Below are 19,804 nucleotides of genomic sequence, written 5' to 3' on the forward strand. Positions count from 1 at the left end.
ACGTGAAACGCTTGCCGCACCGGCGCGAGACGGAAATTTCGGCGGACCTTGCGGCGAACCGGATTCCTCATTTCGGTGCATGAGCCGGCGCCGTCGGTAACGGTTGCCCTCGCAGCGCGCGCGGGCGCACCAAATTACCTATCCGGTTCACCCGGCGCCGCGACGCTATGCACGGATTCGAACAGCCCCAGTCTAAATTTGCATTCCGTTTGTGACCGGAATTACGGCTGAATACGTTCGCGACGTACCGTGCCTTTCGTCACGTCAGACGAATCGCAATCGGGACGGACGCGCTCGATTGCGCGCGCCGGACCGCCGGTACCGGTGGTCCCGATCGTCCCGCGATCGGGATGAATCCAATCCCATCCGTGCGCGAGGATACCGTCATGGCATCGATTCCCGACCCGTCGACAACCGGCGAAACCGACAAACGCAGCTGGCTCGAATCGCACGAAGCCGGCTATCACAAGACCCTCGGCAATCGACAGGTGCAGATGATCGCGATCGGCGGGGCCATCGGCACAGGGCTGTTTCTCGGCGCCGGCGCCCGGCTGCAGGCCGCCGGCCCGGCGCTCGCGATCGTCTATCTGGTATGCGGCGCGTTTTCGTTCCTGATCCTGCGCGCGCTCGGCGAGCTCGTGATGCATCGCCCCAGCAGCGGCAGCTTCGTGTCGTATGCACGCGAATTCCTCGGCGAGAAAGCGTCGTTCGTCGCGGGCTGGATGTACTTCCTGAACTGGGCGATGACCGGCATCGTCGACATCACCGCCGTCGCGCTCTACATGCACTACTGGGCGCCGTTCGCGGCCGTGCCGCAGTGGATCTTCGCGCTCGTCGCGCTGTGCATCGTCGCGACGATGAACCTGATCGGCGTGAAGTGGTTCGCGGAGATGGAGTTCTGGTTCGCGCTGATCAAGGTCGCCGCGATCGTGCTGTTTCTCGTGATCGGCGCGGCGATCCTCGGCACGGGCATGCCGGTGGCCGGGCACGGCACCGGCATGCATCTGATCACCGACAACGGCGGGTTCTTTCCGCACGGACTGATGCCGGCGCTGGTGCTGGTGCAGGGTGTGGTGTTCGCATTCGCGGGCGTCGAGCTGGTCGGCACGGCCGCCGGCGAATGCAAGGATGCGCGCAAGGTGCTGCCGCGCGCGATCAACAACGTGATCTGGCGCATCGCGATTTTCTACGTCGCATCGGTCGTGCTGCTGGTCTGTCTGCTGCCGTGGAGTGCGTACAAGGCGGGCCAGAGCCCGTTCGTCACGTTCTTCGGCGCGCTCGGCGTGCCGGGCATCGGCTCGGTGATGAACCTGGTGGTGCTGACGGCCGCGCTGTCGAGCCTCAACTCCGGCCTGTATTCCACCGGGCGCGTGTTGCGTTCGCTGTCGATGGGCGGCTCGGCCCCCGCGTTCCTCGCGCGGATGAGCGGGCAATCCGTCCCGTACGCGGGCATTCTCGTGACGGTCGCGATCTATGTGGTCGGCGTGCTGCTCAACTATCTGGTGCCGTCGAGCGTGTTCGAGATCGTGCTGAACATCGCGTCGCTCGGCATCATCAGCACATGGGGCTTCATCGTCGTGTGCCAGATGAAGTTCCGCGCCGCGGTCAGGCGCGGCGACGTGGAAGACGTGTCGTTCAGGATGCCGGGCGCGCCCGTGACGTCGTGGCTCACGCTGCTGTTCCTGCTCGGCGTGCTGGTGCTGATGGCGTTCGACTACCCGAACGGGACGTGGACGATCGCATCGATCCCGCTGGTCGCGCTGCTACTCGTGGCCGGCTGGAAGTGGCTGAGCCGTCGTGCGCGCCGTGCGTTGCTCAAGCCGACGATTCCGTCGATCGCGCTCACGCAGAACGTGCTCGAGAACGGCGAGAACTGACTCGCGGCGGCATGCGCGCCGCCGAACGATCCGCCGTCGGGCCACCGACGGCGGTCGACGGCCGCATTCAGTGATGCTCGTACAGCGGCTGCGTGTCGAGCGACGCGAGCGATGCGAACGACGGCGCGGCGGTCTTGGCGGCGGTCTTGGCGGCAGCGCTCGGCCGTGCGGCGGCCGATTGCGCCTGCTGCGCGACGACCTTCGCTTCGGCGGCCTGGATGTCCTCGGGATAGTACGGATCGCTGCCGACCGGACGATAACCGGCCTTTTCGACGCGGACGAGATCGGCGCGCACGTCGGCCCGTGTGACCGCATGGTCGGTGGTTTGCGCAAATGCGACGATCGGTGCGCTCAGTGCGCAGGACAGCAGGACTGCACGAATCAGGTTGTTCATGATGTTCACCTCTCAAAGATGGCGTGTTCGCGTCCGCAGATCAGGCCGGACCTCCGCTCCCCATCGATGCGATGAAGAGTTGGGTGCATTCTGCGATTCGCGCGCTTTCCTGAAGGTGAGGCTTCGATTACGGTTTTGTTATCAGCGCGTATCCAGTCCGATCATCGAGCGGACGCCCTGTTCGACGATGGCCCGACTCATGTCCTCGATTGACACCGGCTTCTCGGGCTTCTTCACGACGCCCTTCAGCGATGCGAGCGAGCGCGTGGCCGGGTGGATCTCATACCGGCCCGTTGCCTCGTTGAAGCTGAATTCGATCCGGTCTCTGGACTCCAGGCCCAGTCGATTGCGGACGTCCACCGGAATGGTGACCCGCCCCTTTGACGTGATAGCGGCTGCCGTCATTGCGGCACCGCCAATATTCCTGGCTTTCTTGTAAGGCATATGAAAAAGCAAGGGCGAGCCGCAGGCGACCAAACGCCGACGCTGCCGCCGCCCGCACAGATAACGGTTTCGTAATCCTCGAGTCAGGGTCGGGTCAACGCCGCGCCGGCAGACTGCATGCTCGTCGCATCGAATGCGCATCCAAGCCCTGCTTCGAGGAGCACCATCATGTGGATCGTCCGGCTGGCGTTACGCAGGCCCTACACGTTCGTCGTACTCGCGCTGCTGATCTTCATCGCGGGGCCGCTCGCGCTGCTGCGCACGCCGACGGACATTTTCCCGAGCATCGACATTCCGGTCGTCAGCATCGTCTGGTCGTACAACGGCTTCTCCGCGGAGGACATGGCCAAGCGGATCACGTCGAACTACGAACGCGCGCTCACGTCCGACGTCGACGACATCGAGCACATCGAGTCGCAGTCGCTGAACGGCGTGTCGGTCGTGAAGATCTTCTTCCACCCGGGCGCCGACATCAATCGCGCGATCGCGGAAGCCGCGAGCAACGCCGCGTCGATCCTGCGCATCCTGCCGCCCGGCACGCTGCCGCCGAACATCATCACCTACAACGCGTCGACGGTGCCGATCCTGCAGCTCGGGCTGTCGAGCGACACGCTCGCCGAGCAGCAGCTGTACGACCTCGGCAACAGCTTCATCCGCACGCAGCTCGCGACCGTCCAGGGCGCGGCCGTGCCGCTGCCGTTCGGCGGCAAGATCCGCCAGATCGTCGTCGATCTCGATACGCGCGCGCTGCAGGCGAAGGGCCTCGCGCCGATCGACGTCGTGAACGCGATCAACGCGCAGAACCTGATCCTGCCGGGCGGCACCGCGAAGATCGGCACGCACGAATACAACGTGCAGATGAACGGCAGCACGCAGACGGTCGCCGCGCTGAACGACCTGCCGGTGAAGACGATCGGCGGCAACGTCGTGTACGTGCGCGACGTCGCGCACGTTCGCGACGGCTACGCGCCGCAGACCAACATCGTGCGGGCGGACGGCAAGCGCGCGGCGCTGCTGACGGTCGAGAAGACCGGCAGCACGTCGACGCTGACGATCATCGACCAGGTGAAGACGATGCTGCCGAAAATCGCGGCCGGGCTGCCGAAAGCGCTGCACATTTCGCCGCTCGACGATCAGTCCGTGTTCGTGAAGGCGGCCGTCCAGGGCGTCGTGCGCGAGGCGCTGATCGCCGCTTGCCTGACCGCGCTGATGATCCTGCTGTTCCTCGGCAGCTGGCGCGCGACGCTGATCATCGCGATCACGATCCCGCTCGCGGTGCTCACGTCGCTGCTCGCGCTGTCCGTGCTCGGCCAGACCATCAACATCATGACGCTCGGCGGGCTCGCGCTCGCGGTCGGCATTCTCGTCGACGACGCGACCGTCGCGATCGAGAACATCACGCATCATCTCGAGCTCGGCGCGCCGCTCGAGGAGGCTATCCTGACCGGCGCGGGCGAAATCGCGGTGCCGACCTTCGTGTCGACGCTGTCGATCTGCATCGTGTTCGTGCCGATGTTCCTGCTGACCGGCGTCGCGCGCTATCTGTTCGTGCCGCTGGCCGAGGCGGTGATCTTCGCGATGATCGCGTCGTACTTCTTCTCGCGCACGCTGGTGCCGACGCTCGCGATGGCGCTGATGCGCGCCAAAGGGAGCAGCCGGCCGCCGCGCGGCGTATTCGCGCGCATCGCGCGTTTTCAGGCCGCGTTCGAGCATCGCTTCGAGGCCGTGCGGCTGCGCTATCGCGCGCTGCTGTCGGCGGCGATCGCGCGGCGCCGCCGCTTCGCGGCCGCGTTCCTGCTCGCCTGCATCGCATCGACCGGCCTCTACGCATTCGCCGGGCAGGACTTCTTCCCGTCGGTCGACACCGGCGAGATCCGCCTGCACCTGCGCGCGCCGACCGGCACGCGAATCGAGGAAACCGCGCGGCTGACCGACGAAGTCGAAGCGAAGATCCGCAACGTGATTCCGGCGAACCAACTCGCCGGCGTGCTCGACAACATCGGCGTGCCGGTGAGCGGGATCAACCTCACGTACGACTCGTCGGATCCGATCGGCACCGAGGACGCCGACGTGCTCGTCACGCTAAAGCCGAATCACGCATCGACGGCCGCATACGTCGCGAAGCTGCGCAACGTGCTTGCGCAGTCGTTCCCCGGCGTGACGTTCGCGTTCCTGCCGGCCGACATCGTCAGCCAGATCCTCAATTTCGGGCTGCCCGCGCCGATCGACATCCAGATCGTCGGCAACAAGCTCGACCAGAACCGGGCGGTCGCGAATGCGCTGCTCGCGAAGCTGCGCGGCGTGCGCGGGCTCGTCGACGCGCGCATCCAGCAGCCCGGCGACGAACCGGCGATCAACGTGAACGTCGATCGCACGAAGGCGATCCAGGCCGGCCTCGAACAGCGCGACGTCGCGCAGAACCTGCTGATCGCGCTGTCCGGCAGCTCGCAGACGACGCCGAACTTCTGGCTCGATCCGCGCAACGGCGTCAGCTACCCGGTGCTCGTGCAGACGCCGCAATACACGGTGAATTCGCTGCAGTCGCTCGCGAACGTGCCGCTGCCCGCCGGCACCGCCCGCTCGCCGCAGACGCCGGCCGGCGGCCCGGCCGCGGGCGTGCCCGCGCAAAACCTGCTCGGCTCGCTCGGCACGTTCTCGCGCGCGACGCAGCAGGCCGTGGTGTCGCACTACAACGTGCAGCCGGTGCTCGACATCTTCGCGTCGGTGCAAGGGCGCGACCTCGGCGGCGTCACGGGCGACGTGACGAAGCTCGTCGACGCCGCGCGCGCGCAACTGCCGCCCGGCTCGTCGATCGTGCTGCGCGGCCAGGTGCAGGCGATGCACGAATCGTTCACGGGCCTGCTCGGCGGCCTCGTGCTCGCGATCTCGCTGGTCTACCTGCTGATGGTCGTGAACTTCCAGTCGTGGCTCGATCCGCTCGTGATCGTCGGCGGGCTGCCGGCGTCGCTCGCCGGCATCGCGTGGATGCTGTTCGTCACGCACACCACGCTGTCGGTGCCCGCGCTGACCGGCACGATCCTGTGCATCGGCATCGCGACCGCGAACAGCATCCTCGTCGTGAATACGGCGCGCGAGCGGCTCGCGGGCGGCGAGCCGCCGTGGCAGGCGGCGCTCGACGCGGGCTTCAGCCGCTTCCGGCCCGTCGTGATGACCGCGCTCGCGATGCTGATCGGCATGCTGCCGATGGCACTCGGCCTCGGCGACGGCGGCGAGCAGAACGCGCCGCTCGGCCGCGCGGTGATCGGCGGGCTCGCGTTCGGCACGGTGTCGACGCTGCTGTTCGTGCCGGTGCTGTTCGGCTTCGTCCACGCGTGGCTCGCGCGGCGTCGCGCCCCCGCGGCCGCCCGGCACGCGCAGCACGCGCCCGATACGCCCGCGCTGCGTTGAGCGCGGACGCCCCCTTCCCATCCTTCGATTCGCCCGACCCGGACCCATCATGAACGACTCGATCGAACCCGTCGCCCCGCCGCCCGCCGCCGAAGCGGCCACCACGGCCACCGCGGCCGCAGCCGTGCCGCCCGCCGTGCGCGGCGGCGCCGCCGACACCCCGCCGGCCCGCCGCGGCCGCAAGCTGGCCGTGCCGCTCGCGGCCGCCGCGCTCGCCGCCGCGCTGCTCGCGCTCGGCATCGTGCCGCGTATCGATGCACGCGCCGCGCAGCGTGCGCAAGTGGCCGTGCAGCAGGCGCTGCCGGTGTCCATCGTCGTGCCCGGCGCGGCGCCGGCCGACCAGACGCTGACGTTGCCCGGCTCGGTCGCGCCCTATGCGGACGCATCGATCTATGCGCGCACGAGCGGCTATATCGCGCACTGGAGCGTCGATCTCGGCACGCACGTGAAGGCCGGCCAGACGCTCGCGCAGATCTCGGCGCCCGATCTCGACGCGCAGCTGCGCCAGGCGCGCGCCGACGAAGCGAGCGCGCAGGCGAACTACGACTATGCGAAATCGACCGCGCAGCGCTGGCAGGACATGCTGAAAACGCAGTCGGTGTCGCAGCAGGACACCGACACGAAGGTCGCGGACATGAACGCGAAGCGCGCGATGCTCGCGTCCGCGCAGGCGAACGTCGCGCACCTCGCCGAACTCGTGTCGTACGAGTCGGTCACCGCGCCGTTCGACGGCGTGATCACCGCGCGCAACGTCGACGTCGGCACGCTGGTCACAGCGGGCGGCACGCCGGGCAGCCCGGGCCTGTCGGGCGAACTGTTCCATCTCGAACAGACGGACACGCTGCGCGTGTTCGTCGACGTGCCGCAGGACAGCGCGAGCGGCGTATCGACCGGCACGCCGGTCTACCTGACGACCCCGCAGTATCCGGGGCGGCGCGTGGCCGCGCGTGTCGCGCGCAGCGCGGGCGCGATCGATCCCGTCACGCGCACGCTGCGCGTCGAGATCGACGTCGACAACCGCGACGGCACGCTGATGCCCGGTGCGTATGCGCAGGCGCATCTCATCTTGCCGAGCGCCGCGCCGGCGCTCGACCTGCCGGTCAGTGCACTGCTGTTTCGCCCGAACGGCGTGACGGTCGCCACCGTCGGCGCGAACGGCCGCACCGCGCTGAAGACCGTGCAGATCGGGCGCGATTTCGGCACGCGCGTGGAAATCGTCGCGGGGCTCGCTGCGACCGATCGTGTGATCGATAACCCCGGCGATGCGATCACGGCCGGGGAAGCCGTGAAGATCGTGGCGACGTCGCACGATGCGGCGCCGGTTGCGGCTTCGTCTGCTTCGTCTGCTTCGTCTGCTTCGTCTGCTTCGTCTGCTTCGTCTGCTTCGTCCGCGCAAGCCGCGCAACCGGCGTCCGCGGCCGGTGCGCGCGACGTGCCGCCGCTGCGCGCGGCCGGCATCGCGCCCGCTGCTTCAACGCCCGCTCCGGCGCCCGCCCGCGGCTAACCCATCGACGCCCATCCACGAGATGCCTGCCATGCGCCTTCTTCATCCGCTCCCGTTCGCTCGCCGCATCGTCGCGCTCGGCGCCGTCGCCGCACTGACCGCCTGCTCGACGCTGCCACCCTATTCGCCGCCCGCCGTCGCGGTGCCCGCGCACTACGCGGGCGCGCCGGCCGCACCGGCCGCGCAAGCCGGCTGGCGCGCCGCAATGCCGGCCGACGCCGCCGCGCGCGGCGCATGGTGGACCGTGTTCGGCGACGCCGACCTGAACGCGCTCGAAGCGCGCGTCGACGTGTCGAACCAGACGGTGAAGAAAGCCGTCGCCGACCTGCAGCAGGCACGCGCGATGGTCGACTATCAGCACGCCGGGTTCCTGCCGACGATCACGGCAGGTGTCGCGCAAAGCCGTGCGCGCGTGTCGCAGAACCGGCTCGGCTCGTCGCTCGCCGGCAAGACGACGCCCGACTACCAGGCCGGCGTGGCCGCGAACTGGGAGCCCGACGTGTTCGGCCGCGTGCGCGACGCGGTAACGGGCGCGCAGGCGAATGCCGCCGCGAGCGAGGCCGACTTGCAGGCCGTGAAGCTGTCGGTCACGGCCGAACTCGCGACCGACTATTTCGCGCTGCGCTCGCTCGACACGCAGAAGCAGTTGCTCGACGACACGGTACATGCGTACGCGGACGCGCTGACGCTGCTCAAGCAGCAACTCGCGGCCGGTGCGATCGACGCGTCGGCGGTTGCGCAAGCCGAGACGCAGCTCGAATCGACACGCACGCAGGACACCGACATCGACGCGTCGCGTGCGCAGTTGCAGCACGCGATCGCGACGCTGGTCGGCGAAAGCGCATCGACGTTCGCGCTGCCGCCGCGCGTGCAGGCATTCCACGTGCCGGCCATTCCGGCCGGCGTGCCGTCGCAATTGCTGGAGCGGCGGCCCGACATCGCGGCGGCCGAGCGTCGCGTCGCGGCCGCGAACGCGCAGATCGGCGAGGCACGCGCCGCGTTCTTCCCCGATCTCGTGCTGTCGGCCAGCGCCGGCCTCGAAAGTTCATTCTTCGCGCCGTGGCTCGCGGCGCCGAGCCTGTTCTGGTCGCTCGGCCCGCAACTCGCCGGCACGCTGTTCGACGGCGGCCGCCGCAGCGCGTCGCTGCGCGGCGCGCATGCGCAATACGACGGCGCGGTCGCCGATTACCGGCAAACCGTGCTCGTCGCGTTCCAGCAGGTCGAGGATCAGTTGTCCGCGATCGATGCGCTCGCGTCCGAAGCCGGCAGCCAGCAGCGCGCGACCGACGCGGCCGACCTGTCGCTGCGGCTGACGACGAATCGCTTCAACGCGGGCGCCGTCAGCTATCTGGACGTGGTGACCGCGCAGACGATCGCGCTGACGAACCGGCGCACGGTCGATCAGATCGACGCGCGCCGGATCGAGGCCGAAGTCGGGTTGCTGAAGGCGCTGGGCGGCGGCTGGCAGGCGAGTGCGAGCGCAAGCTCAGGCGCGGAATCGAAAGCCGACGCGAAAGTCACGAACACGATGTACCCGTAACGTTTTCTGTCCTTCACCCTGGTTGCCCCGCTTCTGGCAGTCGGAAAAATTACAGATGTGGGAGGGCGAGGCGATGAGTTCGTTCTGGCGTGTGTCCGGAGATACAGGGGCAAGTTCACTGAGCAGCAGCAGGCCATTATCAATGGTGTATCCACGAAACGCCAAACGATGGTGTTGAAGCGCGGCCTGGGCGTGCGTCAACGCTCAATGTGAACCTCCCACACCCTGTAAAACGAGCACTGGCGTCGCCCCACCGGGCTTCGGACGATGATTGTATCGTTGTGCATGCACCCAATTTGTTGCTCATCTGCTACGTGCACGCTATGCTCTTGTCATAAGTCGCTTTCCTCATCACGCCGCTCATGAACCCCATCTGACATTGCAAGCTCTTGAAGGCGCATTGGCCAAATCTTCGCGCATACACCCCCATTTTTTTGCATGAGCGCAACGCGTGCAGACACGAAAAGAACGTCGCTCTCAGCCTTTGCTGACGGCACTACCACGAGTTTTCCCAGTAGCAGTATCCGTGGTGACTGTTAGCAGAAACTTCGAACGGCAACAGCAATGGACCATGCTGTTGCCCGCCCCCGTTCAACTGGGCGTGCCCGTCTGATGTGCGGCTTGGCTGGGCTGATTCGCCATGACGGCCACGCGCCCGCACAGGTCGAGCGGGTGCTCGCGATGCGCGAGCGACAACGGCATCGTGGGCCGGATGGCAGCGGCTTATGGCATGACCAGCACGCCGTGCTTGCTCACGACCGTCTGGCTTTACTCGACGCCGAACATGGCGCGCAACCGATGTACAGCGCCGACCATCGTTACGTGCTGGTCTATAACGGCGAGATCTACAACTACGCGGAGCTACGCCGCGAACTGAGCGGGCACTGGTCGTTCCGCACGAACACCGACACCGAGGTGGTGCTCGCCGCGTATGCGGTATGGGGCGAGGCGTGTCTTCGGCGCTTCAACGGCATGTTCGCGTTCCTGGTATGGGACGCCCATCGTCAACGAGCCTTTGCCGCGCGCGACCGGCTGGGCGTCAAGCCGTTCGTTTACCTGCAGCAGGGGGCGGAATTCCTGTTTGCGTCGGAGGCCAAAGGACTGCTGCCTGCGATGCAAGCGCCGCGTGCGAATATCGACGCCGTGCTGGAATACCTGGTGGCGCCGTTCTTCAGCGGCGTGACCCAACCGATGTTCGATGGCATGGCGTACCTGCCGCCCGGGCATCTGCTGCGCGTGGATCGCGATGGCTTGCAGCTATCGCGCTGGGCGCCGGAGATTGCCGAAAACCCCGCTGCGAAGGCCGACGATGTCGCCCACGCGCTGCGCGAGCGCCTCGCCGCGGCTGTCCAGCGTAGCTTGATCGCCGATACACCGGTCGGCCTGTTTTTCAGCGGCGGCCTCGACTCCACGCTGATAGGCGGCCTGGCGCGAGCGGCTGGTGCGACACCGTCCTGCTTCACCATCCGTTTTGAAGATCACCATCGCTACGACTACACGCGTTCGCTGATCGTGGCTTCCGACGATCAACCTTTCGCCGAACAGGCTGCGAACGAATTGGGCCTGCCGCGCGAAGACGTCGCACCGACGCGCTCGACACTCGCCCAGGATCTGCTGCAACTGGCCACGCAAAACGATGCACTGCCCGCGTGGGAACAGGAGCTGGCGCAACATTACTTGGCGCGAGCCGCCAGCACGCGCGTCAAGGCGGTATTGGTGGGCGATGCCGCGGACGAAACGCACTACGGTTATCACTTCCTGCTCGACCCGCACGCCACCCGCGATCCGACCCATATCCTGCAGCGCTTGACCGCCGATCCCTATCTACGGCCCGGCGTGCTGGCGCAACCGTTGCAACACTACGGCGAGGTCTATCGCGAACTGGCGACCGCAGCCGGACACGATTGGCATACGCCCGCCTCGCGCGTGCGCGCCACGCAATGGCTGGTGCGCCATCGTTGGTTGCAGCGGCTGTTGCATAACGGCGATATCCACGGCATGGCGCATGGACTGGAAGCGCGCGTCCCCTTCAGCGATACCGAAGTATTGGACCTGGCTGCCACCATTCCGGCCGAGCTGGCGCTACGTGATGGCGTGGAAAAAGCCATGTTGCGTGAAGCGTCGCGCGGTGCGTTGCCGGAAGCCGTGCGCCTGCGCAGGAAGTCGGCCTTACCCAAGGATCAAGGCAACGGCGAGGCATTGCGCCAGCACGCCCGCGAAATACTGGCGACGGACGCCGACCGCATCGCCGGTTTGCTCGACGTACCGCGGCTGCGGCGCCGCTGCGCCGATCCGTCCCCGCTGAACGAGCACGAGCGCGCCGTGATGTTTCGGGCTTGCTCGCTCGCGCACTGGTCGCGGGTTCACGGCGTGAGCATGCCATGAGGCAGCCCTCGCTTTGCGTGGTGCCCGAGAACGAGCATCTCAATCCTCCTATCGAACCGGATCAGCGCGTGCGAACCGGTAAGCTTTGAGGTGGCGTTCTACGCACCAACCATCCCGGCCTTGGTCGGATTGGTGAAGGCGCTGGGCGGCGGCTGGCAGGCGAGCGCGAGCGGTGACTCGAGATCAGGCGCGGAATCGAACACCGGCGCGAAGGAACCCGCGGCCGCCGTGCGCCCGTGCCGCCGTCAAGCAGCCGGCGGCCGGTTGAACGTAAGCACGAACCGCGTGCCGCGCGCATCGCTTTCGACCTGCGCGGTGCCGCCGTGCAGCTCCATCACCGAGCGCACGATCGCGAGGCCGAGCCCGGCCGTGCCGCCCGGCGCGCCGCCGCTGCGTGCCGGGTCGCCGCGCACGAACCGGTCGAAGATCCGCGGCAGCAGTGCGGGATCGATCGGCTCGCCCGGATTCGCGACGACGACGCGCACCGCGTCCGGCGTTTCGTCGACCGCGAGCGTGATGACGCCACCGGCAGGCGTGTAACGCAGCGCGTTCGCGAGCAGGTTGCCGACGGCCCGCCGAAACAGCTCGACGTCGGCGGTCAGTTGCCCGTGCCCGTCGACGCGCAGCGTCGAGCCCCCTTCGTCGGCGAGCCCCTCGAAATACTCCGCGATGCGCTCGAGTTCTTCACGCACGTCGAACGCGCGCTGCCGCGTGACGAAGCTCGGATGCTCGGCACGCGCGAGGAACAGCACGTTCTCGATCATCCTCGCGAGACGGTCGTATTCCTCGAGATTCGATTCGAGCAGCGTCTGGTACTCGTCGATCGAACGCGGCCGCGCGAGCGCGACTTCGGTAGCGCCGCGCATGTTGTTCAGCGGCGTGCGCAAATCGTGCGCGAGATCGGCGCTGAATTGCGACAGATGCGCGAAGGCCTGCTGCAGGCGGCCGAGCATCGCGTTCTGCGCATCGACGAGCGCGCGCAGCTCGGGCGGTGCGCGCGACGCGTCGAGCCGCGTGTCGAGCTTGTCGACCGTGATCCGGCCCGTGTCGTCGACGATCTCGCGCAACGGCGCGAGCGCCCGGCGAATCAGCCAGTAGCCGAGCAGCAGCGCGAACAGCGCGCCGAGCCCGCCGGCGAGCTCGAGCCGGTCGCGATAGCCTTCGAGCAGATCGGCCCGGTCGCGCATGTTGCGCACGATCGCGATGCGGATCGGCGTGCGGTCGCCGAGCGCGGCCTCGATCACGACGCCGCGCATCGGCATGCCGCCGCCGGCGGTCCACGTGACGAGCTGGTCGGTCGTGATCCGGTCGTTCGCGGGAACCGGCACCGCATGCGGCGCGAACAACTGCGCGTCCGCCAGCGGAACGGATGCGGCCGCGGGCGCGTCGTCGAGCGCGGCGAGCCGGACGTTGTGGCGCGCGAGCACGTCGCCCTGCGCATCGACGACGACCATCGACAGCGCCTCGTTGCCCAGCACCTGGCTCGTGAGTCGCTCCGCATGCGCGCGAACCGCATCGAGCGACTCGAGCTCGCCCGCGAGCCGGCGCGTGTGGCGCGCGGCCAGCACGATGTCGAGGTCGTCCTGCGTGTTCACCTGCCGCTCGAGGCCCGCATACACATACGCGCCGACGAGCGCGAACGCGGCGAGCGTGGTCACGGCGAACGCGAGCGCGAGCGTCGCCGCAAGCGAGCGCGGGCGCGTCATGCGTCGTCCTTCGGTTCGAGCACGTAGCCCACGCCGCGCACGGTATGGATCAGCTTGACGGGGAACGCGTCGTCGATCTTCGCGCGCAGGCGCCGGATCGCGACCTCGACGACGTTGGTGTCGCTGTCGAAATTCATGTCCCACACGTACGACGCGATCTGCGTGCGGCTCAGCACCTCGCCCTGCCGGCGCGCGAGCAGCTGCAGCAGCGAGAATTCGCGCGGCGTCAGGTCGATTCGCGTCGCGCCGCGCTTCACGCGGCGGCGCACCACGTCGATTTCCAGATCGCCGACCACCAGGTGTTCGGTCTCGCGCGGCGGCCCGCGACGCGCGAGCGTGCGGATGCGGGCGAGCAGTTCGACGAACGCGAACGGCTTCACGAGGTAGTCGTCGGCGCCGAGTTCGAGGCCGTGCACGCGGTCCTGCACGTCGTCGCGCGCGGTCAGGAACAGCACGGGCGTCGTGTGCGTTTCGCGCAGCCGCTTGAGCACGCCCCAGCCGTCGAGCACGGGCAGCATCACGTCGAGCACGATCACGTCGTAACGCTCTTCCTGCGCGAGCATCAGCCCTTCGGCGCCATCCTTCGCGAGATCGACGCTGAAGCCCGATTCCTCGAGCCCCTTCTTCAGGTACGCGCCCGTCTTCGGTTCGTCTTCGACTATCAGGATGCGCATGGCCGGCTCCGTCGCTTTGGTGGGGACATCCGGCGATGTTACCCGGAAATGGCGACACGGCTTCGCTCCGTGCAAGCGCGGATGGCGTAGATGACAAAACGGTAATCAGACGGTCAGCCTGGCGTGCGGCGCGGCGGGTCGAGCGTGCCCGCCTTCTGGTCGAATGCCTCGAACAGGACGCCAGCCCGGCGAACACGGCCCGGCCCGAGCGGTGGCTTCAAAACGAGCCCTCGACCACGATCGACAGGGCGTTGCTATCCATCAGCGAGTCGACCGCGGTCTTCGAGTGGCAAGGCGTCTCGTCCGCACCTCGCCGCCGGCTATCTTCCGCCGAGCGCGACGTAAAGGGCGACCTGATTCGTGAGGATCGAATAGCGTGCGTTCGCGAGTTCGGCATCGGCGTTGCGGCTCGCCTGCTGCGCGTCGAGCCAGTTTTGCAGCGGAATCGAACCCGCCCGGTACTGCCAGCCGATGCGTTGCTCGCTTTGTCGTGCTGCTTCGAGCGCATCGGCCCATTGTGTGATTTCGGCCTGATAGTCGGCGCGCGCAGCAAGCGCGTTCTCCACATCAGCGAGTGCCTGATAAAACGTCCTGGCGAATGCAACCGCCGCGGCGTCATAGGCTGTTTGTGCCGAACCCACCTGCGCTTTCATCGTCCAGACATTCAGAAACGGCGCCGCGACATCGGCTGCGATCGTGCCGAGCGGGTTTTGCAACAGATTGCGCAATGCGTCGCTCGCGGTACCGGCCGACCCCGTCAACGTGAGGTTGGGGTAGAAACTGGTCCGTACGGCATCCACCCTTGCGAGCGTGCTTCGCGTGCGCAATTCCGCCGCCATGACGTCCGGACGGCGAACGAGCACGGAGGCCGGCACGCCCGCGGCGACGGCGGGCAACGGGGTCGTCAGACGCGCCGAAGGGACGACGAAGACTTCGCCTGGTGGCTGACCGAGCAAGATCGCGAGCGCATTTTGGGTTTGTGTTCGCTGCGCCAGTAGAACACTGCGCGACGCGCGTTGCGACGCGAGCGATTGACGGGCCGCAAGCAGGTCCACTGCCGTAATCGCCCCCGACGCATACCGGACATTCGTCAATGCCAGCGTTTGCTCGCCGTAAAGAATCGATGCGTCGCTCTGTTCGATCTGTTCAGTCAGCAGCGCGAGCAACCAGTAGTCTTGGGCGACCAGGGATGCGACGGTCATCTTGACCGTCCGCTCATCCTGCTCGGTTGCCCGCGCCTCCCAGCGCGATGCATCGGTCGAACTCGCCAGCGAACCCCATAGGTCGACGACGTAGCTAGCCGATGCGAGAAGCGACTTCGAATGCGACACGACGCGCGTGCCACGCAGCGAATGAGAATTCGACAACGCCGCACTCGAGCTGATCAGGGGCAATTGATTTGCGCGGGCGAGATCGACGGCAAATTGCGCCGCGCGCAGATTGACGACGGCGGTCTTGAGATCGTGATTGCCCGCCAATGCGCGCTCGATAAGCCGGTTCAGTTCCGGATCGCCGAACGCGTTCCACCACGGGTCGATATTCGCATCACCGCCGGGGTTCGCTGCCGTGTCCGCCGGCGACGACCTGGACGCGGCGGATTCTGCCTGCCAATGCCGGGGAATCGAGACGTCGGGCCGCGTCCATGTCGTGCGCGTCAACGTCCCGCATGCGGAGACGCCCAGCGACACGATCACCAAGGCGATCGTGCCGAATCGCGACATCGACCTGGACGCTCGAACCGGTCGTAGAACCGTACGTGTCAAAACAGCATGCAGTGAATGAGAGAACGTGTTCATTCGCGGGCCAGTGCTTCTGCCGGGTTGAGGCGCGCGGCCTGACGCGCCGGGAAGTAGCCGAACACGACACCGACGAGCGCGGCACTGGCGAACGCGGTCACGACCGAGTCGGGCGACAGCACCATGTAGAAGCGACTATGAGGCTCGGAAAAAAACCGGATGATCCCGAACGCAAGCGCCACGCCGACCACGCCACCGGCGACGCATAGCCAGACGGACTCGATCAGAAACTGATCGCGAATATCGGAGCGACGAGCGCCGATCGCCATGCGGATGCCGATTTCATGGGTGCGCTCCGTCACCGACACGAGCATGATGTTCATCACGCCGATGCCACCGACAAGCAAGGAAATGCCCGCGATCGACGCAATAAAGAGGCGAAAAGTTTCGTTCGACGCCGTCGCGACCTGAAACAAGGCGTCCGAATTGAAGGTCGTGAAATCGATGGCGCCATGGCGCATCTTCAGAACCTTGTTGATGCCGGCAAGCGCGGCGCTCGAAGGTATGCCGTCGGCGAGCCGGACGGTCACGCTCTGGAGGTTGTACGAGCCGGTCATACGCGACATGACCGAGGTGTACGGCATATAGACTCCCAGCGTACCGGGTGCAAACGACATGGCGTTCGAACCCGCCACGCCGATCACATGGCCCGGCAGATTTCCGACGAGTACCACTTTCCCTATCGGTGAATCGGAGCCGAACAGCGTTTGCCGGGCCTTCTCATCGACGACGACAACCGGAGCGTTCGATTCGACCAGCGACTCGTCGAAAGGGCGGCCTTCGATCATATGGATGCCGTGGACGCGAAAATAGTCGGCGCCCGTGCCATGAACCGTCGCGGATACGTCTTTGTTGCCCACGCGAATCGTTCCTGTGCTCGTCACTTCCGGCGTCACGCTATCAATGTAGCTTTGCGCCTGCAGCGCGTGCACGTCGCCGAGACTCAGCGTATGAATCGAGTTCGCACGCAAGTCGCCGGCCATCCGTCCTGGATAGATGCTGATCGTGTCCGTACCAAACTGCCGTAAATGATCCATGATCGCCCTGCGGCTTCCTTCGCCCCGCGCGACCATGCACGCGACCGACGCAATACCGGCAATAATGCCCAGCATCGTCAGGAATGAGCGCAGACGATGGTTCGCCGCCGAGTGCATGGCAAGCCGGAATGCTTCGATGAGCCGGCCCAATGCGAGCGGCTGCGCATTTTTGCGTCGAAGCAGGACCGCAGGCTCAATGGGCGAGGCAGACGGCACATCGCAGGCGTTCGCCGATCGCGTCGATTCAGGGCGACTGTCTCCGACGATGCGCCCGTCGCGAATCTCGATGATGCGGCGCGCATGCCGGGCGACGTCCATATCGTGCGTGACGATGATGATCGTATGGCCCTGCCCGTTGAGCTCGTGGAACAGCGCCATCAGTTCTTCGCCGCTCTGGCTGTCGAGTGCGCCTGTCGGTTCGTCGGCGAGAATGATGTCGCCGCCGTTGATCAAGGCGCGCGCGATGCTGACCCGCTGCTGTTGACCGCCAGAGAGTTGCATCGGCCGATGGCCGAGGCGGTCACCCAGACCCAAGCGCTCGAGAAGCTTCCTTGCTCGTCCGCGTCTTTGTTCCGCGTCGAGGCCCGCATAGACGGCAGGCGCTTCGACGTTGGCGAGTGCGGTCAGATCGTTCAGCAACTGATAGCGCTGGAATACGAAGCCGAAATGCTCGCGACGCAACTGCGCGAGCGCGTCCGCGTCGAGCGACTGCGTCTCGACTCCGGCGATCCGGTAAGTACCGGACGTCGGCGTGTCGAGACAACCGAGGATATTCATCAACGTCGATTTTCCCGAACCCGATGCGCCGACGATGGCCACCATCTCACCTCGCTCGATGCGCAGACCGATCTGGTGCAGGACGGTAAGCGCCGCCTCGCCGGCGCCATAGGTGTGGCTCACATTATCGAGTTCGATCAGCGCCGGATTCGACGTCCGTGCGTGTGGCGTGGACATTCCGTTACCCTGCCATGCCGTAAGGGTCACGCGGCCCCGCGCCGGAAGACTGACCGACGACGATACGATCGCCCGCCCCCAGGCCGCTGACGATCTGCACGACGGTGTCGTTGGCAATGCCGGTCCGTACCATCCGGCTCGTGACGGTGCCGTCGGCCGCCAGCACCCGCACCATCGCGCGCCCGTCGCGCGGCGGTGCGGTCAGTGCAGCGACCGGCAGGACCGCCACGTGTCGCGCCCGCGCAAGCACGACCGACACCTGTGCCGTCATCGAAATGCGAAGTCGATGATCGGGATTCGGCATATCGAGCCGGCCGTTGTAATAGATGGCCGTATTCGTCGCCGACGAAGTGGTCGTGGGACTGGTTGTCGTGTCGGTCATGATCGAGTCCGGCGCGGGCTCGATGGCTTTTAGCGTGGTTTCATATCGATGCGACGGGTCGCCGAGAATCGTGAAATAGGCGGGCAGGCCAGGCCTGAGCCGCACGACGTCGGCCTCCGAGATTTGCGCCTTGACCTGGATCGTGTCGAGGCGCGCGATCTTCACTAGATTCGGCGTCGTCTGATTGGCGTTGACGGTTTGGCCCTCTACCGCGAGGACGGCAACAACTTCCCCGTCGCTCGGGGCGACAATGCGCGTGTAGCCGAGCGTGACGCGCGCGGTGTCCACGTTGACCTGCGCTACCTTCATCTGGGCATGACTCGTTTCGACATTCGCGCGAGCCACGTCGAAGGCTGCCTGTGCCGTTTCCAAATCGGCATGCGCGCCGGCGTCATGTTCAGCCAGTTCCTTCTGCCGTCCCAGCGCGAGCCTGGCCTGGACAAGCGACGCCTCGCTCGAATGCACTGCGGCCACCGCGCTTTGCAATTGCGCCCGAGCCGTGTCCAATGCGTAGATCTGTGGCTGCGAGTCGATTTCCGCGATCAGTTGACCTTTCCTGACATGATCGCCGAGCGCCACGTGCATCGACTTGATCTGGCCGTTGACCTGCGCGCCGACGCTAACGAGATCCGCCGCGCGGATCGTTCCCACGGCCTCGACGGTGGACTCGATGTCCTGATACGAAACCTGGGCGGTAACGTATTGAATATTTGGCTTGTCGTGCCGTGTATATCTATATGCGACGACAGCCGCTGCGGTAATCGCGAAAGCCAAGATGAAATACTGAATAATTTTCTTGTTCACGCCCCATCTGCCTTATTCTGCGAAGCCTTCGCTCTCTCGCTCGTTGTTGTCTCGCCTCCGAATTCCCGGATCGACACAGCGTCAACGGTCAATTCAGATTTCCGCATTGGCCGTCAACTTCGATCCGAATGCCATGGTAACCCGCGAAAACTGGAATAATTTTGCTTTTTCGTTCCCGCAAGGGGAGCAGCAGTGAGTGGTGGCATCAATGCGTCGGCGTAAAAACGGTATGAGATTCCACATGCGACGCCTGTATTAATTTAAAAATAGCTCAGTGAAATAGCGAATCTGTCGGCCCCTATGGTCACGTATCCAGAGTCGACTACAGCCACGGACGGGCTCGCTCCTCCCGTATCGAACAGCAAGACACGAACGTAGCATCGAGCACGAATTCGTAAAGATATTGAAAGACAATACGGTGCACGATTAGCAATATCGGGATCACGAAGGTTTGCAGCCAGTCGTCCAGCGCAGTGCCGACGCGCTCGTACGCGTCGTCGAAGCCGAAGCCCTCGGGGCAATCCGGCGAAGCATCGGTTTCGATCGACCCGCCGAATGCCGGGTGCAACGCCCGCGCGTTCGCGGCCTCGATCGATGCGATGCCGAGCCACGGCCGACGAGGCCACCGAATGCACCTCAATAAAAGTCAGCCCGCCTACCTGCGGCACGGACCCATCTGCGTGCGTGTTCCGAAGGCCCGACCTGCTTGCGTGCAACGTCCCAACGCTGCCGGGATGACACTTTCACGCTCGCGGCGTGACGGTGTCGGTTCGGGACCGCATTGATTTATTGACGCGCACCGCGCGCAAACGATTGCGCACAAGACGAAAGCAAAACGTTTATGTACCATTCAGATAATAAGGATCACTTCCAGATACGAACACGAACCGTGTCTGACA

The 19,804-nt window shown here is 65.9% G+C and carries 13 protein-coding genes; 5 read left to right on the plus strand and 8 right to left on the minus strand.

Annotation, left to right across the window (positions count from 1 at the left end; genetic code table 11):
* Positions 1-386: 386 nt before the first annotated feature.
* On the plus strand, positions 387-1,877 hold the full coding sequence (gene ansP / locus AC3IFE_RS29395; protein ID WP_301736774.1) for an L-asparagine permease: 1,491 nt from the start codon (positions 387-389) through the stop codon (positions 1,875-1,877).
* A 67-nt stretch (positions 1,878-1,944) separates the two neighbouring features.
* On the opposite strand, the gene AC3IFE_RS29400 is transcribed toward ansP, so the two are convergent.
* Both AC3IFE_RS29400 and AC3IFE_RS29405 read right to left on the minus strand, forming a co-directional pair.
* Positions 1,945-2,271: a DUF4148 domain-containing protein gene (locus AC3IFE_RS29400; RefSeq protein ID WP_489193689.1), complete on the minus strand. Its 327-nt coding sequence runs from the start codon at positions 2,269-2,271 to the stop codon at positions 1,945-1,947.
* A gap of 141 nt (positions 2,272-2,412) precedes the next feature.
* On the minus strand, positions 2,413-2,676 hold the full coding sequence (locus AC3IFE_RS29405) for an AbrB/MazE/SpoVT family DNA-binding domain-containing protein (protein WP_489193796.1): 264 nt from the start codon (positions 2,674-2,676) through the stop codon (positions 2,413-2,415).
* 207 nt (positions 2,677-2,883) lie between these two features.
* Between AC3IFE_RS29405 and AC3IFE_RS29410 the strand changes: the two genes are divergently transcribed.
* The 4 genes from AC3IFE_RS29410 (at position 2,884) to asnB (ending at position 11,552) form a co-directional block, all read left to right on the plus strand.
* Positions 2,884-6,123: an efflux RND transporter permease subunit gene (locus AC3IFE_RS29410; protein WP_489193691.1), complete on the plus strand. Its 3,240-nt coding sequence runs from the start codon at positions 2,884-2,886 to the stop codon at positions 6,121-6,123.
* 49 nt (positions 6,124-6,172) lie between these two features.
* A complete protein-coding gene (locus AC3IFE_RS29415) occupies positions 6,173-7,627 on the plus strand; it encodes an efflux RND transporter periplasmic adaptor subunit (protein ID WP_489193693.1) in 1,455 nt (484 codons plus the stop codon).
* Between the two features lie 31 nt (positions 7,628-7,658).
* Positions 7,659-9,167, plus strand: coding sequence for an efflux transporter outer membrane subunit (locus AC3IFE_RS29420; RefSeq protein ID WP_489193695.1), 1,509 nt, complete (start codon positions 7,659-7,661; stop codon positions 9,165-9,167).
* A gap of 612 nt (positions 9,168-9,779) precedes the next feature.
* Complete coding sequence (asnB, locus tag AC3IFE_RS29425; protein ID WP_489193798.1) at positions 9,780-11,552, plus strand: asparagine synthase (glutamine-hydrolyzing); 1,773 nt, start codon at positions 9,780-9,782, stop codon at positions 11,550-11,552.
* Between the two features lie 245 nt (positions 11,553-11,797).
* Here asnB and AC3IFE_RS29430 read toward each other — a convergent pair whose 3' ends face one another.
* From AC3IFE_RS29430 to AC3IFE_RS29455, 6 genes are all read right to left on the minus strand, one after another.
* Positions 11,798-13,258, minus strand: coding sequence for a heavy metal sensor histidine kinase (locus AC3IFE_RS29430; protein ID WP_489193697.1), 1,461 nt, complete (start codon positions 13,256-13,258; stop codon positions 11,798-11,800).
* Positions 13,255-13,932, minus strand: coding sequence for a heavy metal response regulator transcription factor (locus AC3IFE_RS29435; RefSeq protein WP_050014215.1), 678 nt, complete (start codon positions 13,930-13,932; stop codon positions 13,255-13,257). The genes AC3IFE_RS29430 and AC3IFE_RS29435 overlap by 4 nt, the downstream gene beginning before the upstream one ends.
* Positions 13,933-14,252: 320 nt before the next feature.
* The gene (locus tag AC3IFE_RS29440; RefSeq protein WP_301736767.1) at positions 14,253-15,653 is read right to left on the minus strand and encodes an efflux transporter outer membrane subunit; all 1,401 of its coding nucleotides are present in this window, start codon (positions 15,651-15,653) and stop codon (positions 14,253-14,255) included.
* Between the two features lie 71 nt (positions 15,654-15,724).
* A complete protein-coding gene (locus AC3IFE_RS29445) occupies positions 15,725-17,719 on the minus strand; it encodes a MacB family efflux pump subunit (protein ID WP_489193699.1) in 1,995 nt (664 codons plus the stop codon).
* A 4-nt stretch (positions 17,720-17,723) separates the two neighbouring features.
* On the minus strand, positions 17,724-18,905 hold the full coding sequence (locus AC3IFE_RS29450; protein ID WP_489193701.1) for an efflux RND transporter periplasmic adaptor subunit: 1,182 nt from the start codon (positions 18,903-18,905) through the stop codon (positions 17,724-17,726).
* A 322-nt stretch (positions 18,906-19,227) separates the two neighbouring features.
* Complete coding sequence (locus AC3IFE_RS29455; RefSeq protein WP_089471077.1) at positions 19,228-19,473, minus strand: hypothetical protein; 246 nt, start codon at positions 19,471-19,473, stop codon at positions 19,228-19,230.
* Between the last annotated feature and the right edge of the window lie 331 nt (positions 19,474-19,804).

This window comes from Burkholderia sp. APQ4-4ca, assembly GCF_057837105.1.

Bases quoted from the DNA above. Each gene is read 5' to 3' on its own strand.
- ansP (WP_301736774.1), top strand. From the start codon at position 387: ATGGCATCGATTCCCGACCCGTCGACAACCGGCGAAACCGACAAACGC.
- AC3IFE_RS29400 (WP_489193689.1), bottom strand. From the start codon at position 2,271: ATGAACAACCTGATTCGTGCAGTCCTGCTGTCCTGCGCACTGAGCGCA.
- AC3IFE_RS29405 (WP_489193796.1), bottom strand. From the start codon at position 2,676: ATGACGGCAGCCGCTATCACGTCAAAGGGGCGGGTCACCATTCCGGTG.
- AC3IFE_RS29410 (WP_489193691.1), top strand. From the start codon at position 2,884: ATGTGGATCGTCCGGCTGGCGTTACGCAGGCCCTACACGTTCGTCGTA.
- AC3IFE_RS29415 (WP_489193693.1), top strand. From the start codon at position 6,173: ATGAACGACTCGATCGAACCCGTCGCCCCGCCGCCCGCCGCCGAAGCG.
- AC3IFE_RS29420 (WP_489193695.1), top strand. From the start codon at position 7,659: ATGCGCCTTCTTCATCCGCTCCCGTTCGCTCGCCGCATCGTCGCGCTC.
- asnB (WP_489193798.1), top strand. From the start codon at position 9,780: ATGTGCGGCTTGGCTGGGCTGATTCGCCATGACGGCCACGCGCCCGCA.
- AC3IFE_RS29430 (WP_489193697.1), bottom strand. From the start codon at position 13,258: ATGACGCGCCCGCGCTCGCTTGCGGCGACGCTCGCGCTCGCGTTCGCC.
- AC3IFE_RS29435 (WP_050014215.1), bottom strand. From the start codon at position 13,932: ATGCGCATCCTGATAGTCGAAGACGAACCGAAGACGGGCGCGTACCTG.
- AC3IFE_RS29440 (WP_301736767.1), bottom strand. From the start codon at position 15,653: ATGTCGCGATTCGGCACGATCGCCTTGGTGATCGTGTCGCTGGGCGTC.
- AC3IFE_RS29445 (WP_489193699.1), bottom strand. From the start codon at position 17,719: ATGTCCACGCCACACGCACGGACGTCGAATCCGGCGCTGATCGAACTC.